General features: G+C 62.4%; 15 protein-coding genes. 11 read left to right on the top strand and 4 right to left on the bottom strand.

The annotated features are described in order from the left end of the window. Window positions 1-151 precede the first annotated feature (151 nt). Entirely contained in the window at window positions 152-592 is a 441-nt protein-coding gene (locus PSV40_RS15195; protein ID WP_300539295.1) for a CBS domain-containing protein, read from the top strand. A 17-nt stretch (window positions 593-609) separates the two neighbouring features. Here the strand turns inward: PSV40_RS15195 and rsxB are convergent, their stop codons facing one another. Continuing rightward, a complete protein-coding gene (gene rsxB / locus PSV40_RS15190) occupies window positions 610-1272 on the bottom strand; it encodes an electron transport complex subunit RsxB (protein WP_300539292.1) in 663 nt (220 codons plus the stop codon). Between the two features lie 26 nt (window positions 1273-1298). Continuing rightward, the gene (phaZ, locus tag PSV40_RS15185; RefSeq protein WP_300539290.1) at window positions 1299-2666 is read right to left on the bottom strand and encodes a polyhydroxyalkanoate depolymerase; all 1368 of its coding nucleotides are present in this window, start codon (window positions 2664-2666) and stop codon (window positions 1299-1301) included. Window positions 2667-2912: 246 nt separating this feature from the next. On the opposite strand from phaZ, the gene ygiD reads away from it, so the two are divergent. Together ygiD and PSV40_RS15175 are read left to right on the top strand one after the other, a co-directional pair. Next, on the top strand, window positions 2913-3767 hold the full coding sequence (gene ygiD / locus PSV40_RS15180; RefSeq protein ID WP_300539287.1) for a 4,5-DOPA dioxygenase extradiol: 855 nt from the start codon (window positions 2913-2915) through the stop codon (window positions 3765-3767). 20 nt (window positions 3768-3787) lie between these two features. Further along, window positions 3788-4153, top strand: a complete 366-nt coding sequence (locus PSV40_RS15175) for a nuclear transport factor 2 family protein (RefSeq protein WP_300539285.1) — start codon at window positions 3788-3790, stop codon at window positions 4151-4153. 86 nt (window positions 4154-4239) lie between these two features. On the opposite strand, the gene PSV40_RS15170 is transcribed toward PSV40_RS15175, so the two are convergent. Beyond that, window positions 4240-4815 (bottom strand): nucleotidyltransferase family protein, encoded by a 576-nt coding sequence (locus PSV40_RS15170; protein ID WP_300539282.1) that lies wholly within the window; start codon window positions 4813-4815, stop codon window positions 4240-4242. 30 nt (window positions 4816-4845) lie between these two features. Beyond that, the gene (locus PSV40_RS15165) at window positions 4846-6042 is read right to left on the bottom strand and encodes an amino acid aminotransferase (RefSeq protein WP_300539280.1); all 1197 of its coding nucleotides are present in this window, start codon (window positions 6040-6042) and stop codon (window positions 4846-4848) included. Window positions 6043-6216: 174 nt separating this feature from the next. Here PSV40_RS15165 and uvrB point away from each other — a divergent pair, with 174 nt between their 5' ends. The 8 genes from uvrB to fdx all read left to right on the top strand — a co-directional run bounded on the left by uvrB (window position 6217) and on the right by fdx (window position 14134). Continuing rightward, on the top strand, window positions 6217-8319 hold the full coding sequence (gene uvrB / locus PSV40_RS15160; RefSeq protein ID WP_300539278.1) for an excinuclease ABC subunit UvrB: 2103 nt from the start codon (window positions 6217-6219) through the stop codon (window positions 8317-8319). Window positions 8320-8584: 265 nt separating this feature from the next. Then, window positions 8585-9121 carry a Fe-S cluster assembly transcriptional regulator IscR gene (gene iscR / locus PSV40_RS15155; RefSeq protein ID WP_300539275.1) on the top strand — a complete coding sequence of 179 codons (537 nt, stop codon included), beginning with the start codon at window positions 8585-8587 and terminating at the stop codon, window positions 9119-9121. 99 nt (window positions 9122-9220) lie between these two features. Further along, window positions 9221-10438, top strand: coding sequence for an IscS subfamily cysteine desulfurase (locus tag PSV40_RS15150; RefSeq protein WP_300539273.1), 1218 nt, complete (start codon window positions 9221-9223; stop codon window positions 10436-10438). Window positions 10439-10469: 31 nt separating this feature from the next. After that, window positions 10470-10856, top strand: coding sequence for a Fe-S cluster assembly scaffold IscU (iscU, locus tag PSV40_RS15145; protein ID WP_293592264.1), 387 nt, complete (start codon window positions 10470-10472; stop codon window positions 10854-10856). A 25-nt stretch (window positions 10857-10881) separates the two neighbouring features. After that, window positions 10882-11205 carry an iron-sulfur cluster assembly protein IscA gene (gene iscA, locus PSV40_RS15140; protein ID WP_096665502.1) on the top strand — a complete coding sequence of 108 codons (324 nt, stop codon included), beginning with the start codon at window positions 10882-10884 and terminating at the stop codon, window positions 11203-11205. 139 nt (window positions 11206-11344) lie between these two features. Beyond that, entirely contained in the window at window positions 11345-11866 is a 522-nt protein-coding gene (gene hscB, locus PSV40_RS15135; RefSeq protein WP_300539270.1) for a Fe-S protein assembly co-chaperone HscB, read from the top strand. A gap of 35 nt (window positions 11867-11901) precedes the next feature. Then, a complete protein-coding gene (gene hscA, locus PSV40_RS15130) occupies window positions 11902-13776 on the top strand; it encodes a Fe-S protein assembly chaperone HscA (RefSeq protein ID WP_300539268.1) in 1875 nt (624 codons plus the stop codon). 19 nt (window positions 13777-13795) lie between these two features. Further along, entirely contained in the window at window positions 13796-14134 is a 339-nt protein-coding gene (fdx, locus tag PSV40_RS15125) for an ISC system 2Fe-2S type ferredoxin (RefSeq protein ID WP_300539265.1), read from the top strand. Window positions 14135-14183 lie beyond the last annotated feature (49 nt).

The raw sequence follows: 14183 nt of genomic DNA, 5'->3' as shown, positions 1-14183 counted from the left end.
GGGTGAAAACAACGCCACTCTGCGTTGCACTCCTACGCCAGACGCCCGGTCTGGCGGTCGTCGCGCGCCTAGATTGGCGCTGTTTTCACCACGTTCGCACTCGCATAAATAGTGTGAACAGGCCCTAACCCCACTGGACAGGAGGACCCTCATGTCTGAACGTACCGTGTTTCAATCCATCCCGCGCCGGCATGTGGTGAGTTGCCCGCCGCAGGCCAGCGTCTGGCAGGCCGCCTGTGTGATGACCAAGGCCAACTGCGGCAGCGTGCTGATCATTGACGCTGCCGGTGTCATGCAGGGCATCCTGACCGAGCGTGACCTGATGACCCGCGTGCTGAGCAAGGCCCTGAATGCCAAAAAGACGCCGGTGTCCGAGGTGATGACACACAACCCCCTGTGTGTGGTGCCCGAGATGACCGTTTCGGATGCCGTGTTGATCCTGCTGGAGCGCGGATTCCGGCATCTGCCGATTGTCTCGTCGGCCGGAAAAATCCTGGGGGTGTTCTCGATTCGCGACGCCTTGCCGCGCGAGATTGACAGCGCCGTCAGCCTGGCCGAATTCCGCGACTCGGTCAATGACGCGCTGGGCTGAAAGGGCAGGGCGCAGGCTTAGCTGCTCCCTGCGTCGCGCCTGGCGCGTGAGCGTGCCAGCGCTGCTTCAATGATGGCTCGTTTCTGGTCCAGCACCACAGGGTCGGTGTGTTGTGAATGCCCGGGCCAGTCTGCCAGGGCGGCTTCGGCCTTATCTTCAAGCCTTTTACGGTTCTTCCCCTCGTCCAGAAGGCGCCGGTAGCTATTAATTTCATAGCGCTTTCGGGCCAGCCCGGCGTCGGCTTCCGACCAGGCGGCCCAGCCGGTGCGCTCACCGGTGACGTTTTCCAGGCTGATGCAGTCAACCGGACACACGGGAATGCACAACTCACAACCGGTGCAATAAGGCTCGATCACGGTGTGCATGAGTTTGTTGCTGCCCATGATGGCGTCCACCGGGCAGGCCTCCAGGCACAGGGTGCAGCCTATGCACCAGTCCTCGTCGATGACGGCCATCTGGCGCGGGCCTTCGTTGCCGTTGTCGGGGTTGAGGGGGAGGGCGGGCCGGCCGGTGATCAGGGCCAGGCGCGCGATGCCTTCAGCGCCGCCGGGCGGGCACTGGTTGATGGCAGCCTCGCCGTCGGCCAGGGCCTGCGCGTAGGCCGCGCAGTCAGGGTAGCCGCAGCGCATGCACTGCGTTTGCGGCAGCGCGGCATTGAGCCGCTCGGCGAGCAGGTTCACGACGCGGCGCTCAAGATTGCGGCGGCTTACTTTTTGGCGACGCTGCGGGTGGCTGGCTTGGGCGCCACCTTGAGGGCCGGCTTGGCTGCTTTTTTGGGAGCTGCCTTGGCCTGTGCGGAAAGGGTGGACCCCTGGTTGTGCTCGAGAATGAAAGCCTTGACCTGCGGATAAACGATGTCGCGCCAGCGGCGGCCGCTGAAAATGCCGTAGTGGCCTGCGCCCTTGACTTCCAGGTGCTTCTGGCGTGCCTTGGGCACGTTGTAGCAAAGGCCGTGGGCCGCTTCGGTCTGGCCGGAGCCGGAGATGTCGTCGAGTTCGCCTTCCACCGTGAAGTGGGCCGTGGTGGTGATGTCCTCGGGGCGCACGCGCTCAAGCTTGCCTTGCCTGGACATCACATCCCAGGTGCCGTTGACCAGCTTGAACTCCTGGAACACCGTCTTGATGGTGTCCAGGTAGTAGTCGGCGTCCATGTCCAGCACGGCGTTGTATTCGTCGTAAAACTTGACATGCGCTTCGGTGCTGACGTCGTCGCCCTTGATCAGGTCCTTGAAGTAGTCATAGTGGCTGGTGGCGTGGCGGTCGGGGTTCATCGCGACAAAACCGGTGTGCTGCAGGAAGCCCGGGTAGACACGGCGCCCGGCGCCCGCGAAGTTGCTTGGCACGCGATAGATCACGTTGTTCTCGAACCATTCGTAACTCTTGTTCATGGCCAGGTTGTTGACGGCTGTCGGCGATTTGCGCGCGTCGATGGGGCCGCCCATCATGGTCATCGACAGCGGTGTGGTTTCGCCGCGGCTGGCCATCAGCGAAATCGCGGCCAGCACCGGCACGGTCGGCTGGCACACGCTGATGACGTGGCAGTTGCCGTAGATGCCCTGCACGTGGGTGATGAATTCCTGCACGTAGTTGACGTAGTCGTCGAGCGCGAAGGCCCCGTCGGACAGCGGCACGGTGCGGGCGTTTTTCCAGTCGGTGATGTAGACCTTGTGGTCTTTGAGCATGGTCTTGACGGTGTCGCGCAGCAAGGTGGCGTAGTGGCCCGACAGCGGCGCCACGATCAGCACGGCAGGCTGGCCCTTGAGCTTGGTCAGGGTGGCTGGATCATCGGTGAACCGCTTGAAGCGGCGCAACTCGCAAAAGGGCTTGTCCACCTCGATGCGTTCATGCACGGCCACGCCGACGCCGTCGACATCCACCGTGGTCAGGCCGAAGGCCGGTTTTTCGTAGTCCTTGCCGAGGCGGTAAATCAGGCTGTAGCCGGCAGCCGCCCGCTGCGCCAGCGGGCTCTGGCTCAAGGGCGAGAGCGGATTGTTGTAAAGCTTGGCGGCGGCCTGGGCGAAGTCGACAAACGGCTCCATCAGCGAACGCTGGTTTTCATAAACTTGATAAAGCATGGTCTGACCTTTGTACAACGATATGCTGCAGTGCAACAAATAATAACAGGTGTGCTTACGATTAAATGGAGGGCAAACACCAATACGGAAGGGCCGGAAGACACTTCTTTTTGCCATTCAATGGAAAATCTCACATGTCTGACCGCCGGATGCCTGAACATGATCCCGGAAGACAGGCGAAAAAGGCCTCAACAAAGACGCAAAGCACCAGGGCCGCCGGCCCTGGCTTGTACCTGACGGATGTTTATGACCGAGATCACCAGCGCCCTGGCGCTTGACGAATTCACTTCACTGGAAAAATCGGATCGGATGCCGGTGCTGTTTGTCGGCCATGGCAGCCCCATGAACGCGATTGGCGACAACGAATACCGCCGCAGCTGGCAGGCACTGGGCGCAGCGTTCGGCAGCCAGTACCCGCCGCCGCAGCTGGTGTTGTGCATTTCGGCCCATTGGCTGACCGAAGGCTGGTGGGTGACCGGCATGGCGCAACCCAAGACCATCCATGATTTCGGCGGTTTTCCGCAGGAGCTGTTCGACCAGCAGTACCCGGCGGCCGGCGCGCCCGCCGCCGCGCGCGAGATCAGCCGTTTTGTCAGGCAGCGCGGCTCGGCGCCGCTGGGGCTGGACCTCGACGCCTGGGGGCTGGACCACGGTGCCTGGTCGGTGCTCAAGCCCATGTTTCCCGACGCCGGCATCCCGGTGCTGCAGCTGAGCATGGACTACAGCCGTCCGCCCTCCGACCACTACGCGCTGGCCCGACAGCTCAAGGGCCTGCGCGAGCGTGGCGTGCTGATCGTGGGCAGCGGCAACATCGTGCACAACCTACGCCAGGCCCAGCGCGGCGCGGCCGGCCACCAGGCCTATGAGTGGGCGCTGGAGTTCGACCAGACCACGGGGGGCTACATTCAGCAGGGCAACCTGGACGCGCTGCAGAACTTCCAGAAGCTGGGCCAGCTGGCGCTGATGGCGCACCCGACCCATGAACATTACCTGCCGCTGCTGTATGCGGCAGCTGCGGTGGACAGCAGTGAAGCGCCACGCTTTTTCAACACCAGTTTCCAGTTCGGCTCGATCTCCATGCGCTCCGTGATCTGGGGCTGAACCAGGAACCTAGCAACACCATGCCAAGCCGCCAAACTGTCCAGGACTTCATCGCACTGGTGGAGCAGGGCCACTACGTCGAGGCCATCGAGCAGTTTTATGCGCCCCACGCCAGCATGCAGGAAAACAGCGAGCCGCCCCGGCGTGGCCGGGATACGCTGGTCAGCTACGAGCGGGCCGTCATGGCCGCCTGCAGTGCGATGCGCACCTTGCCGGTGGACTCCTTCCTGGTGGACGGCGACTTCGTCGTGATCCACTGGGTGTTCGAGTTCACGCGGGTGTCAGGCTCGATGCTGCGCATCGACGAACTGGCGCACCAGCGCTGGGAGGGTGACAAGATTGTGGAAGAGCGCTTTTTCTACGATCCGACGACGGTCGGTGGCTAATACAGGGCGGCAAGGGCTGCCATGGTTTTTGCTATGAAATAGATAGCTGTCTGCGCTTGTCCCATAAGGGCTGATGGCACTTTTTATCATAAATCCGGGAAGGCTGCCGCGCGTGGCGCCGGGTCGGACCTGCGAAGCCAGTTCCAGCGCGTCTGGTAGTCCAGCACTTTGTTTTCATACAGGAGCCCGTGGTCCACACGAGGGTTGGGGCTCAGGATGCCCCGGTACATGTCGTCCAGCCCGTAAGGTGCGTAAATCTGTACGTGGCCGGCTTCCCGGCGCAAACCGACGCTGGTGCTGCCCACCAGAAAGCGGTCCACGCCTTCGCAGGCGTTTTGCAACGGGGGGCAGGGCCGCCCGAAATACGTCGGGTACCAGAGGTGCACTCGCGCCTGGTTCCTGACATCGAGCTGGACGCCCAGGCTGGAAAAAAGAGCCTGTGCCTGCCGGTTGACGGCTTGCTCCGAGTGATCGGAAAGGTCTTTGGGGTCGAAGTAGAAAATATCGTAGTCGCGGATGCCTGCGTCGGGTGAACGGCCGTCCAGGAGGTTCCAGACGGTCTGGAACAGGCACCCCCCGACGAGCCAGGCGTCGGGCAGATGCAGGTCGGCCAGGCCGTCCAGCAGGGCCTGGTTGCAGGGATTGCGCAGGGCATCCTGCACCAAGCGCTGCGGCAGGCCTGCCTCGCCGATTTACATCACCTTGGCGATGGACGCGCAGACGTGCGCGATGTTGTGGCTGTTCAGCGCAGCCACACACATGCGGCCGGTGTCGGTGCCGTACACGCCGAATTCATTGCGCAGGCGCACCATCTGGTCTTTCGTCAGGCCGGAGTAGCTGAACATGCCGATCTGCTTGGTGATGAAGCTCATGTCTTCCTTCACGCCAGCGGCTTTCAGCCCATCCACCAGCTTCTGGCGCATGTCCTTGATGCGCACGCGCATGTCGCCCAGTTCTTTTTCCCAGAGCGCGCGCAATTCGGGGTTGTTCAGCACGTTGGCGACCACGGTGGCGCCGTGGATCTGCGGGTTGCTGTAGTTGGTGCGGATTACGATCTTGAGCTGCGACAACACACGTTCGGCCTCGTCCTTGCTCTCGCACAGCACCGACAGGGCGCCGACACGTTCGCCGTACAGGCTGAAGCTTTTGGAAAAGGACGTCGAGACAAAGAAGGAGAGGCCGGCGGCGACAAACTTGCCGATGACGGCGCCGTCTTCCTGGATGCCCTGGCCGAAGCCCTGGTAGGCCATGTCGAGGAAAGGGGTCAGCTGGCGGGCCTTGACGGCAGCGATCACCTGGTCCCATTGCTCGCCGGTGATGTCGTAGCCGGTCGGGTTGTGGCAGCAGGCGTGCAGAACCACAATGGTGCCGGCAGGCGCGGCGTTCAGGGCGGCCAGCATGGCCTCGAAGTTGACACCGCGTTTGGCGGCGTCGTAGTAGGGGTAACTTTCCACCGTGAAGCCGGCCTGGGCGAACAGGGCGCGGTGGTTCTCCCAGCTCGGGTCGCTGATCAGGACCTTGGCGTTCGGACTGAGCTTTTTCAGGAAGTCGGCGCCTATTTTCAGGCCGCCGGTGCCGCCTATGCCCTGGGCCGTGGCCACGCGGCCGCTCTTGACAGGCTCACTGTCGGCGCCAAACACCAGCGCCTTGACGGCCGCGTCATACGCGGCCACACCGTCCATGGGCAGGTAGCCGCGCGGCTTGGGCGATGCCATCATGGCCTTTTCGGCGGCCTGCACACACTGCAGCAGGGGCAGCTTGCCGTCATCGTCGTAATAAACGCCGACGCCGAGATTGACCTTGTTCGGGTTGGTATCGGCATTGAATTGCTCGTTCAGGCCCAATATAGGGTCACGGGGGGCCATTTCGACGGCGGTGAAAAGCGACATGAAAATCCTCTGCAAGGGTGGTTGGTGTTTTTTAAACGGTCCGGCACGCCATCTGGTTTACCGGCGGTGACGCAGACAGCCGGCAGATGGTCGGCCCCGAGGTCCTGCCCGCCCGCCAAATGTCGTATTCTGTTCGGTTGCCCCAGATTTTAACGGGCCAGAATTGGGTTTTTTATGCCAGAAGTGATTGAAGTCATGCCGGAGTCCAGCGAAGTGCCTGCCACGGGCGAATTTGTGCGCTTTCCGGACTCGCCGTTCGAGCTTTTCATGCCTTACCCGCCGGCCGGCGACCAGCCGGTAGCGATTGAGCAACTCGTCGAGGGCCTCAACGATGGTGAGGTGTTTCAGACCCTGCTGGGCGTGACCGGCTCCGGGAAAACCTTCACCATGGCCAACGTGATCGCCCGGATGGGGCGGCCGGCCATCGTGTTTGCGCCCAACAAGACGCTGGCGGCGCAGCTGTACAGCGAGTTTCGCGAGTTTTTCCCGAAAAATGCGGTCGAGTATTTCGTCAGCTATTACGACTACTACCAGCCCGAGGCCTATGTGCCCCAGCGCGACCTGTTCATCGAGAAAGATTCGGCGATCAACGAACACATCGAGCAGATGCGCCTGTCGGCGACCAAAAGTGTGCTGGAGCGGCGCGACACCATCATTGTGGCGACGGTCAGCGCGATTTACGGCATAGGCGCACCCGAGGATTACACGCAGATGCGTTTCATTGCGCGCGCCGGCGACAAGATGAACCAGCGCGACGTGATCTCGCGCCTGATCCGGATGCAGTACGCGCGCAACGACCAGGACTTTTCGCGCGGCACCTTCCGCGTGCGCGGCGACGTGATCGACGTGTTTCCGGCCGAACATTCCGAGCTGGCCATCCGCATCGAACTGTTCGACGACGAGATCGAGTCGCTGCAGCTGTTCGACCCGCTGACCGGGCGCATCCGCCAGAAGGTGCCGCGTTTTGTGGTCTACCCCAAGAGCCACTACGTGACGCCGCGCGACAAGGTCATGGCCGCGGTCGAAACCATCAAGCTCGAACTGTCGGAGCGCGTCAAGCAATTTGTCGGCGACGGCAAGCTGGTCGAGGCGCAGCGCATCGAGCAGCGCACGCGCTTCGATCTGGAGATGCTCAGCGAAATCGGCCACTGCAAGGGCATCGAGAACTACACGCGCCACCTGAGCGGCGCGCCGCCGGGCTCGCCGCCGTCGACGCTGTGCGACTACCTGCCGAAAGACGCGATCATGTTTCTCGACGAGAGCCACGTGATGATCGGCCAGCTCAACGCCATGTACAACGGCGACCGTTCGCGCAAGACCACGCTGGTCGAATACGGTTTTCGCCTGCCGAGCGCGCTGGACAACCGTCCGCTGAAGTTCGAGGAGTTCGAGACCAAGATGCGGCAGGCCATTTTTGTCTCGGCCACGCCGGCGGCCTACGAGCAGCAGCATGCCGGCAAGGTGGTGGAGCAGGTGGTGCGGCCCACCGGGCTGGTGGACCCCGAGGTGGAAGTGCGGCCGGCCACGCACCAGGTGGACGACGTGCTGCAGGAAATCCGCATTCGCGTCGACAAGAACGAACGGGTGCTGATCACCACGCTGACCAAACGCATGGCCGAGCAGCTCACCGATTACCTGACCGACAACGGCGTCAAGGTGCGTTACCTGCACAGCGACGTGGACACGGTCGAGCGTGTGGAAATCCTGCGCGACCTGCGCCTGGGCACCTTCGACGTGCTGGTCGGCATCAATTTGCTGCGCGAAGGCCTGGACATCCCGGAAGTCAGCCTGGTTGCCATCCTGGACGCCGACAAGGAAGGTTTCCTGCGCGCCGAGCGCAGCCTGATCCAGACCATAGGCCGGGCAGCCCGCAACCTCAACGGCCGGGCCATCCTGTATGCGGACCGCATCACCGACTCCATGAAAAAGGCGATGGATGAAACCGAACGCCGCCGGAACAAACAGATTGCTTTCAACCTCGAACATGGCATCACGCCGCGCAGCATCGTCAAACGCATCAAGGACCTGATCGACGGCGTCTACAGCGAGAAATCCGGCAAGGAAGCGGAAAAGCTCGAGCTGCAGAAGGCCCTGGTGGAGGACATGAGCGAGAAAGACATTGCCCGCGAAATCAAGCGGCTGGAAAAACAGATGATCGAACACGCCAAAAACCTGGAGTTCGAAAGGGCGGCCAGCGTCCGCGACCAGTTGCATGTGCTCAAGGCGCAGGCATTTGGTGCGCCGGGTGTGGACAACGTGCCGCCGGTGGTGGGCTGAGGACGAAGCGCAGAAGCAGGACTTTCATCACGAAGTCTGCCCTGTTTGTCTTGGACAAACTGGCGCTAGCGGTACAGTGACGAGTGAATCGGTAGGGTTTCTGTGCTATACTTGACGAAAACAGTCAGGAACAAACAGAACAACAAAAGCCCTGCAGCCGATCAGGCCGACAGGCCGGGGCGGGTGGAGAAAAAGTTCCCTGTCAAGCCACAAGCTGGCAGGGTGAGCCAAACGACAGTCAAGCCAACTTTTAAGGAGCTTGAAAATGCGCCTCACGACCAAAGGCCGCTTTGCGGTCACCGCGATGATTGACCTGGCCCTGCGCCAGAACAACGGCCCCGTAACCCTGGCAGCCATCAGCCAGCGCCAGCAGATTTCGCTGTCCTACCTTGAGCAGCTGTTCGGCAAACTGCGCCGCCATGAACTCGTCGAGTCCACCCGTGGCCCCGGCGGCGGTTACACCCTGGGTCGCAAGGCGGCAGCCATCACTGTTGCCGACATCATTGTGTCGGTGGACGAACCCATCGACTCGACCCAGTGCGGCGGCAAGGAAAACTGTCTCGGTGACGGTGGCCGCTGCATGACACACGAATTGTGGGCCTCGCTGAACAGCCGCATGGTGGAATTTCTCGACTCCGTGACCCTGCAAAAGCTGGTTGACGACCAGCTGGCCAAAGGCGTGGTTGTTGAAAATACGCCCATGGTGAAGAAAGCCATCTTCACCGCGCCTGTGGCCAAGCCAATGCGCGTCAATGCGCCCAATTCGGTGTTTGCCCTGGGCAACGCGTTTTCGAAGTCCTGAGCATTACTGGCGTTATCGGCCTGTGAGGGCCCGATTGCCGGAGACTGACGCCCATTTTTTTGATGCTGCAAGCCAGCCCTGAAATAAAAAGCTAGCCACATGGAAACCCCACACTTCCCCATTTACATGGACTACAGCGCCACGAACCCGTGTGACCCGCGGGTGGTGGACGCCATGATTCCCTGGTTGCGCGAGCATTTCGGCAACCCCGCGTCGCGCAGCCATGCCTGGGGCTGGGAAGCGGAAGCCGCCGTGGAAAAAGCCCGCGAGCAGGTGGCCGAGCTGATCGGCGCTGACCCGCGCGAGATCGTCTGGACCAGCGGTGCGACCGAGTCCAACAACCTGGCGCTCAAGGGTGCCGCGCATTTCTACAAGTCCAAAGGCAAACACCTGATCACGGTCAAGACCGAGCACAAGGCCGTGCTCGACACCTGCCGCGAACTGGAGCGCCAGGGATTTGAAGTGACCTACCTCGACGTGCAGGCCGATGGCCTGCTCGACCTGGAGGTGCTGAAGGCGGCAATCCGCCCCGACACCATTCTTGTCAGCGTCATGTTCGTCAACAACGAGATTGGTGTCATCCAGGACATCCCGGCGATTGGCGCCTTGTGCCGCGAAAAAGGCATCCTTTTCCATGTGGACGCCGCGCAGGCTACCGGCCGTGTGGACATCGACCTGGCCACCTTGCCGGTAGATCTGATGAGCCTGACCTCGCACAAGACCTACGGCCCCAAAGGCATAGGCGCACTGTATGTGCGGCGCAAGCCGCGCGTGCGGCTGGAGGCGCAGATGCACGGTGGCGGCCACGAGCGCGGCATGCGGTCCGGTACCTTGCCGACACACCAGTGCGTGGGCATGGGCGAGGCCTACCGCATTGCCAGGGCGGAAATGCACGACGAAAACCAGCGTATCCGTGCCCTGCACGAGCGCATGCTGGCCGGCCTGAAAGACGTGGAAGAGGTTTTCCTCAACGGCCATGCCGACAAGCGCGTGCCGCACAACCTCAACATGAGCTTCAACTATGTCGAGGGCGAGTCCCTGATCATGGGCATCAAGGGCCTGGCGGTGTCCAGCGGATCGGCCTGTACCTCGGCCAGCCTGGAGCCCAGCTATGTGTTGCGCGCCCTGGGCCGCAGCGACGAGCTGGCCCACAGCAGCCTGCGCATGACCATAGGCCGCTGGACCACCGAAGAAGAGATTGATTACGCCGTCGCGACGATCAAGGAAAACGTCGCCAAGCTGCGTGACCTGTCGCCGCTCTGGGAAATGTTCAAGGATGGTGTGGACCTGTCCACCATCCAGTGGGCTGCTCACTAAGCAGCGCAAACAGCTTGAAGAGGCAAACAAAATGGCATACAGCGAAAAAGTGGTGGACCACTATGAAAACCCCCGCAACGTCGGCTCGTTTGAAAAGGGCGACGACACGGTAGGCACCGGCATGGTCGGCGCACCGGCCTGCGGCGATGTCATGAAGCTGCAGATCAAGGTCAACCCGCTGACCGGCGTGATTGAAGACGCGCGTTTCAAGACTTACGGCTGCGGCTCGGCGATTGCGTCGAGCTCACTCGTGACCGAGTGGGTCAAGGGAAAGACCCTGGACGAAGCGGCGAGCATCAAGAACAGCGCGATTGCCGAAGAACTGGCCCTGCCGCCCGTGAAAATCCATTGCTCCATCCTCGCCGAAGACGCCATCAAGGCGGCCGTCAGCGACTACAAGTTGAAGCACGCCCACTAACCTCATTGACCTGCGAAGCTTTTCCATGTCCGTTACCCTCACCGACGCCGCAGCACGTCACGTCACCCGCTACATGGCCAAACGCGGCAAGGGCGTGGGCGTGCGCCTGGGCGTACGAACCACCGGCTGCTCCGGCCTGGCGTACAAGCTCGAATATGCCGACGAGATTGCGCCTGAAGACGTGGTGTTTGAAGACAACGGCGTGAAGGTGCTGGTGGACCCGAAAAGCATGGCTTACATCGACGGCACCCAGCTCGACTTTGTGCGTGAGGGTCTCAATGAAGGCTTCAAGTTCATCAATCCCAATGAGCGCGACCGCTGTGGGTGCGGCGAAAGCTTTCGCGTGTAAAGCTACTGCGCGGGCGCCATGCGTCGTTGCGCGGTGCTCGCAATCCTCACGTACCTGAGTACGTTCCGGTTGCTGTGCTCCGTGCGCCTAGCCTGACGACCGCTCGCTACGCTTTTCATCACGAAACCAGATTCTCCAAGTGGCGTCGCTCCAATCCAACGATTTCGAACTTTTTGACGTGCCAGTGCAGTTCGCACAGGACAGTGCCGTGCTCGACGCGCGCTGGAAAGAGCTGCAGCGCGAGGCGCATCCCGACAGGTTTGCGGCTCAGGGCGCTGCCGCCCAACGCCTGGCCATGCAGTGGTCGGTGCGCATCAATGAGGCCTACCAGCGGCTGAAGAACCCGCTCAAACGTGCGATCTACCTCTGCGAGCTGCACGGCGCGCCCATCCAGGCCGAGAGCAACACCGCCATGCCCCCGGATTTCCTGATCCAGCAGATGCAGTGGCGTGAAGCGCTGGAAGAGGCGCAAGGACTCGACAGTCTGGAAGAAATTGCCGCCCAGACCTTGGACAGCAAGCGCGAGCAGCTATCAAAAATAGAGCATTCGCTGGACCGGGCCAAAGACTTTCCGGCCGCCGCCCGGCAGGTGAGAAGCCTTATGTTTATTGAGCGCTTTGGCAGCGAGATTGATGCGCGCATCGACTCGCTGGGACAATAGCCTGTCACAGACCTCCAGCGCGACCCCAAACATTCATGGCCTTACTGCAAATTTCCGAACCCGGACAGACCCCCGATCCGCACCAGAGGCGCATCGCCATCGGCATTGACCTGGGCACCACCCATTCGCTGGTGGCCAGCGTGCGCAGCGGCGTGGCCGAGTGCCTGCCCGATGCGCAGGGCCGCGTGCTGCTGCCCAGCGTGGTGCGTTACCTGGTGGACGACAACGGCGTCACCAGCCGCCAGATCGGTTTCGACGCGCTGGCCGCGCAGGTGCAGGATCCGCAAAACACCATCGCCTCGGTCAAGCGCCTGATGGGCCGCGGCATCCAGGACATCGGCAACCGCGCCCAATTGCCTTACCAGCTGAACGACCAGCCCGGCATGGTTACGCTGCAAACCGTGGCCGGTGAAAAAAGCCCGGTCGAAGTCAGTGCCGAGATCCTGGCGACGCTGCGTTACCGGGCGGAAGACAGCTTTGACGACGAGATTTTCGGTGCGGTCATCACGGTGCCGGCGTATTTTGACGACGCCCAGCGCCAGGCCACCAAGGATGCCGCGCAACTGGCCGGCCTCAACGTGCTGCGCCTGATCAACGAGCCGACCGCGGCGGCCATTGCCTACGGTCTGGACAACGCCAGTGAAGGGGTTTACGCGATTTATGACCTCGGCGGCGGCACCTTCGACATTTCCATCCTGCGCCTGACGCAGGGCGTGTTTGAGGTCGTCGCCACCGGCGGCGACTCGGCCCTCGGCGGCGACGACTATGACCGCGCGCTGGTCGACTGGGTGCTCGTCAAGGCCGGCCTGGCCGCCGACACGCTCACGCCCGGCGACAAAGCCGCCTTGCTGCAGGCCGCCCGGGCCTGCAAGGAGGCCTTGTCTGCTACGGATTCAGTAGCATTCTCCGCCCGGCTGGCAAGGGCTAACGTGCAATTTGACATGAAAGCCGCGGACTTTGAAGCCGCCACGGCCGGACTGACCCAGCGCACCCTGACGGTGGCGCGCACGGCCTTGCGCGATGCCGGGCTGGGCAAGGACGATGTCCAGGGCGTGGTGCTGGTGGGCGGGTCCACACGCATGCCCCAGGTGCGCCGCGCTGTGGCCGGCCTGTTTGGCCGCGAGCCCCTGACCAACCTGAACCCCGACGAAGTGGTGGCCCTTGGGGCGGCCATTTCGGCCAACCAGCTGGCCGGCAACAGCACCGGCAGCGACCTGCTGCTGCTCGACGTGATTCCGCTGTCGCTGGGCATCGAAACCATGGGTGGCCTGGTCGAACGCATCGTGCCGCGCAACCAGACCATCCCGACCGCGATGGCCCAGGACTTCACCACCTACCAGGACGGCCAGACCGCGCTGGCCCTGCATGTGGTGCAGGGCGAGCGCGACCTGGTGGCCGACTGCCGCAGCCTCGCGCGGTTCGAGCTGCGCGGCATTCCGCCGATGGCCGCGGGCGCAGCGCGCATCCGGGTGACCTTCACTGTGGACGCCGACGGCCTGCTCAGCGTCAGCGCCAAAGAGCAGGGCAGCGGCGTGGAAGCGCGGATCGACGTGAAGCCGTCCTACGGCCTGTCCGACGCCGACATTGCGCGCATGCTGCAGGAGAGTTTTTCGACGGCCCAGCAGGACATGCAGGCGCGCGCGCTGGCCGAGGCGCAGGTCGATGCCGACCGCATGATCCTGGCGACCCGCAGTGCGCTGGGTGCCGATGCCGATTTGCTGACCCCCGAGGAAAAGGTGGAGATCGATCGCCTGATGGCCGACCTGGCGGCCATCCGGCAGCAGGGCGACGCCGCGCAGATCGAAGCCGCCATCAAGGCCCTGGCCGGCGGGACCGAAAACTTTGCGGCCCAGCGCATGAACCGGGGCATCCGCCAGGCCCTGGCCGGAAAAAACATAGCGACGGTCTGACCCACGGACCGAACACACCATGCCCATCATCAAAATACTGCCCCATCCTGAATACTGTCCCAACGGTGCCGAAGTGTCCGCGCCTGCCGGCACGTCCATCTGCGAGGCCCTGCTCGACAACAACATCAATATCGAACATGCCTGCGACATGAGCTGCGCCTGCACCACCTGCCATGTCATCGTGCGCGAAGGGATGAAGTCGCTCAACGAGATGGACGAGAGCGAGGAAGACCTGCTGGATCGCGCCTGGGGCCTGGAGCCCAACTCGCGCCTCAGCTGCCAGGCCATCGTGGCACAAACCGACCTGACGGTCGAGATTCCCAAGTACTCGATCAATCACGCCAAGGAAGTTCACTAGTACATTGACACATAAATAACGAAACATGTGTAAACTCTCGTTGCCGCCA

The sequence above is a fragment of the Polaromonas sp. genome (assembly GCF_029945925.1).
Lineage (GTDB): Bacteria > Pseudomonadota > Gammaproteobacteria > Burkholderiales > Burkholderiaceae_C > Polaromonas.
The sequence above is the reverse complement of the archived record's forward strand: the minus strand, read 5'-3'. Positions and strand labels throughout refer to the sequence as shown.

Excerpts from the sequence above, each read along its gene's own strand:
- PSV40_RS15195 (WP_300539295.1), top strand. The coding sequence starts at position 152 with ATGTCTGAACGTACCGTGTTTCAATCCATCCCGCGCCGGCATGTGGTG.
- phaZ (WP_300539290.1), bottom strand. The coding sequence starts at position 2,666 with ATGCTTTATCAAGTTTATGAAAACCAGCGTTCGCTGATGGAGCCGTTT.
- ygiD (WP_300539287.1), top strand. The coding sequence starts at position 2,913 with ATGACCGAGATCACCAGCGCCCTGGCGCTTGACGAATTCACTTCACTG.
- PSV40_RS15175 (WP_300539285.1), top strand. The coding sequence starts at position 3,788 with ATGCCAAGCCGCCAAACTGTCCAGGACTTCATCGCACTGGTGGAGCAG.
- PSV40_RS15165 (WP_300539280.1), bottom strand. The coding sequence starts at position 6,042 with ATGTCGCTTTTCACCGCCGTCGAAATGGCCCCCCGTGACCCTATATTG.
- uvrB (WP_300539278.1), top strand. The coding sequence starts at position 6,217 with ATGCCAGAAGTGATTGAAGTCATGCCGGAGTCCAGCGAAGTGCCTGCC.
- iscR (WP_300539275.1), top strand. The coding sequence starts at position 8,585 with ATGCGCCTCACGACCAAAGGCCGCTTTGCGGTCACCGCGATGATTGAC.
- PSV40_RS15150 (WP_300539273.1), top strand. The coding sequence starts at position 9,221 with ATGGAAACCCCACACTTCCCCATTTACATGGACTACAGCGCCACGAAC.
- iscU (WP_293592264.1), top strand. The coding sequence starts at position 10,470 with ATGGCATACAGCGAAAAAGTGGTGGACCACTATGAAAACCCCCGCAAC.
- iscA (WP_096665502.1), top strand. The coding sequence starts at position 10,882 with ATGTCCGTTACCCTCACCGACGCCGCAGCACGTCACGTCACCCGCTAC.
- hscA (WP_300539268.1), top strand. The coding sequence starts at position 11,902 with ATGGCCTTACTGCAAATTTCCGAACCCGGACAGACCCCCGATCCGCAC.
- fdx (WP_300539265.1), top strand. The coding sequence starts at position 13,796 with ATGCCCATCATCAAAATACTGCCCCATCCTGAATACTGTCCCAACGGT.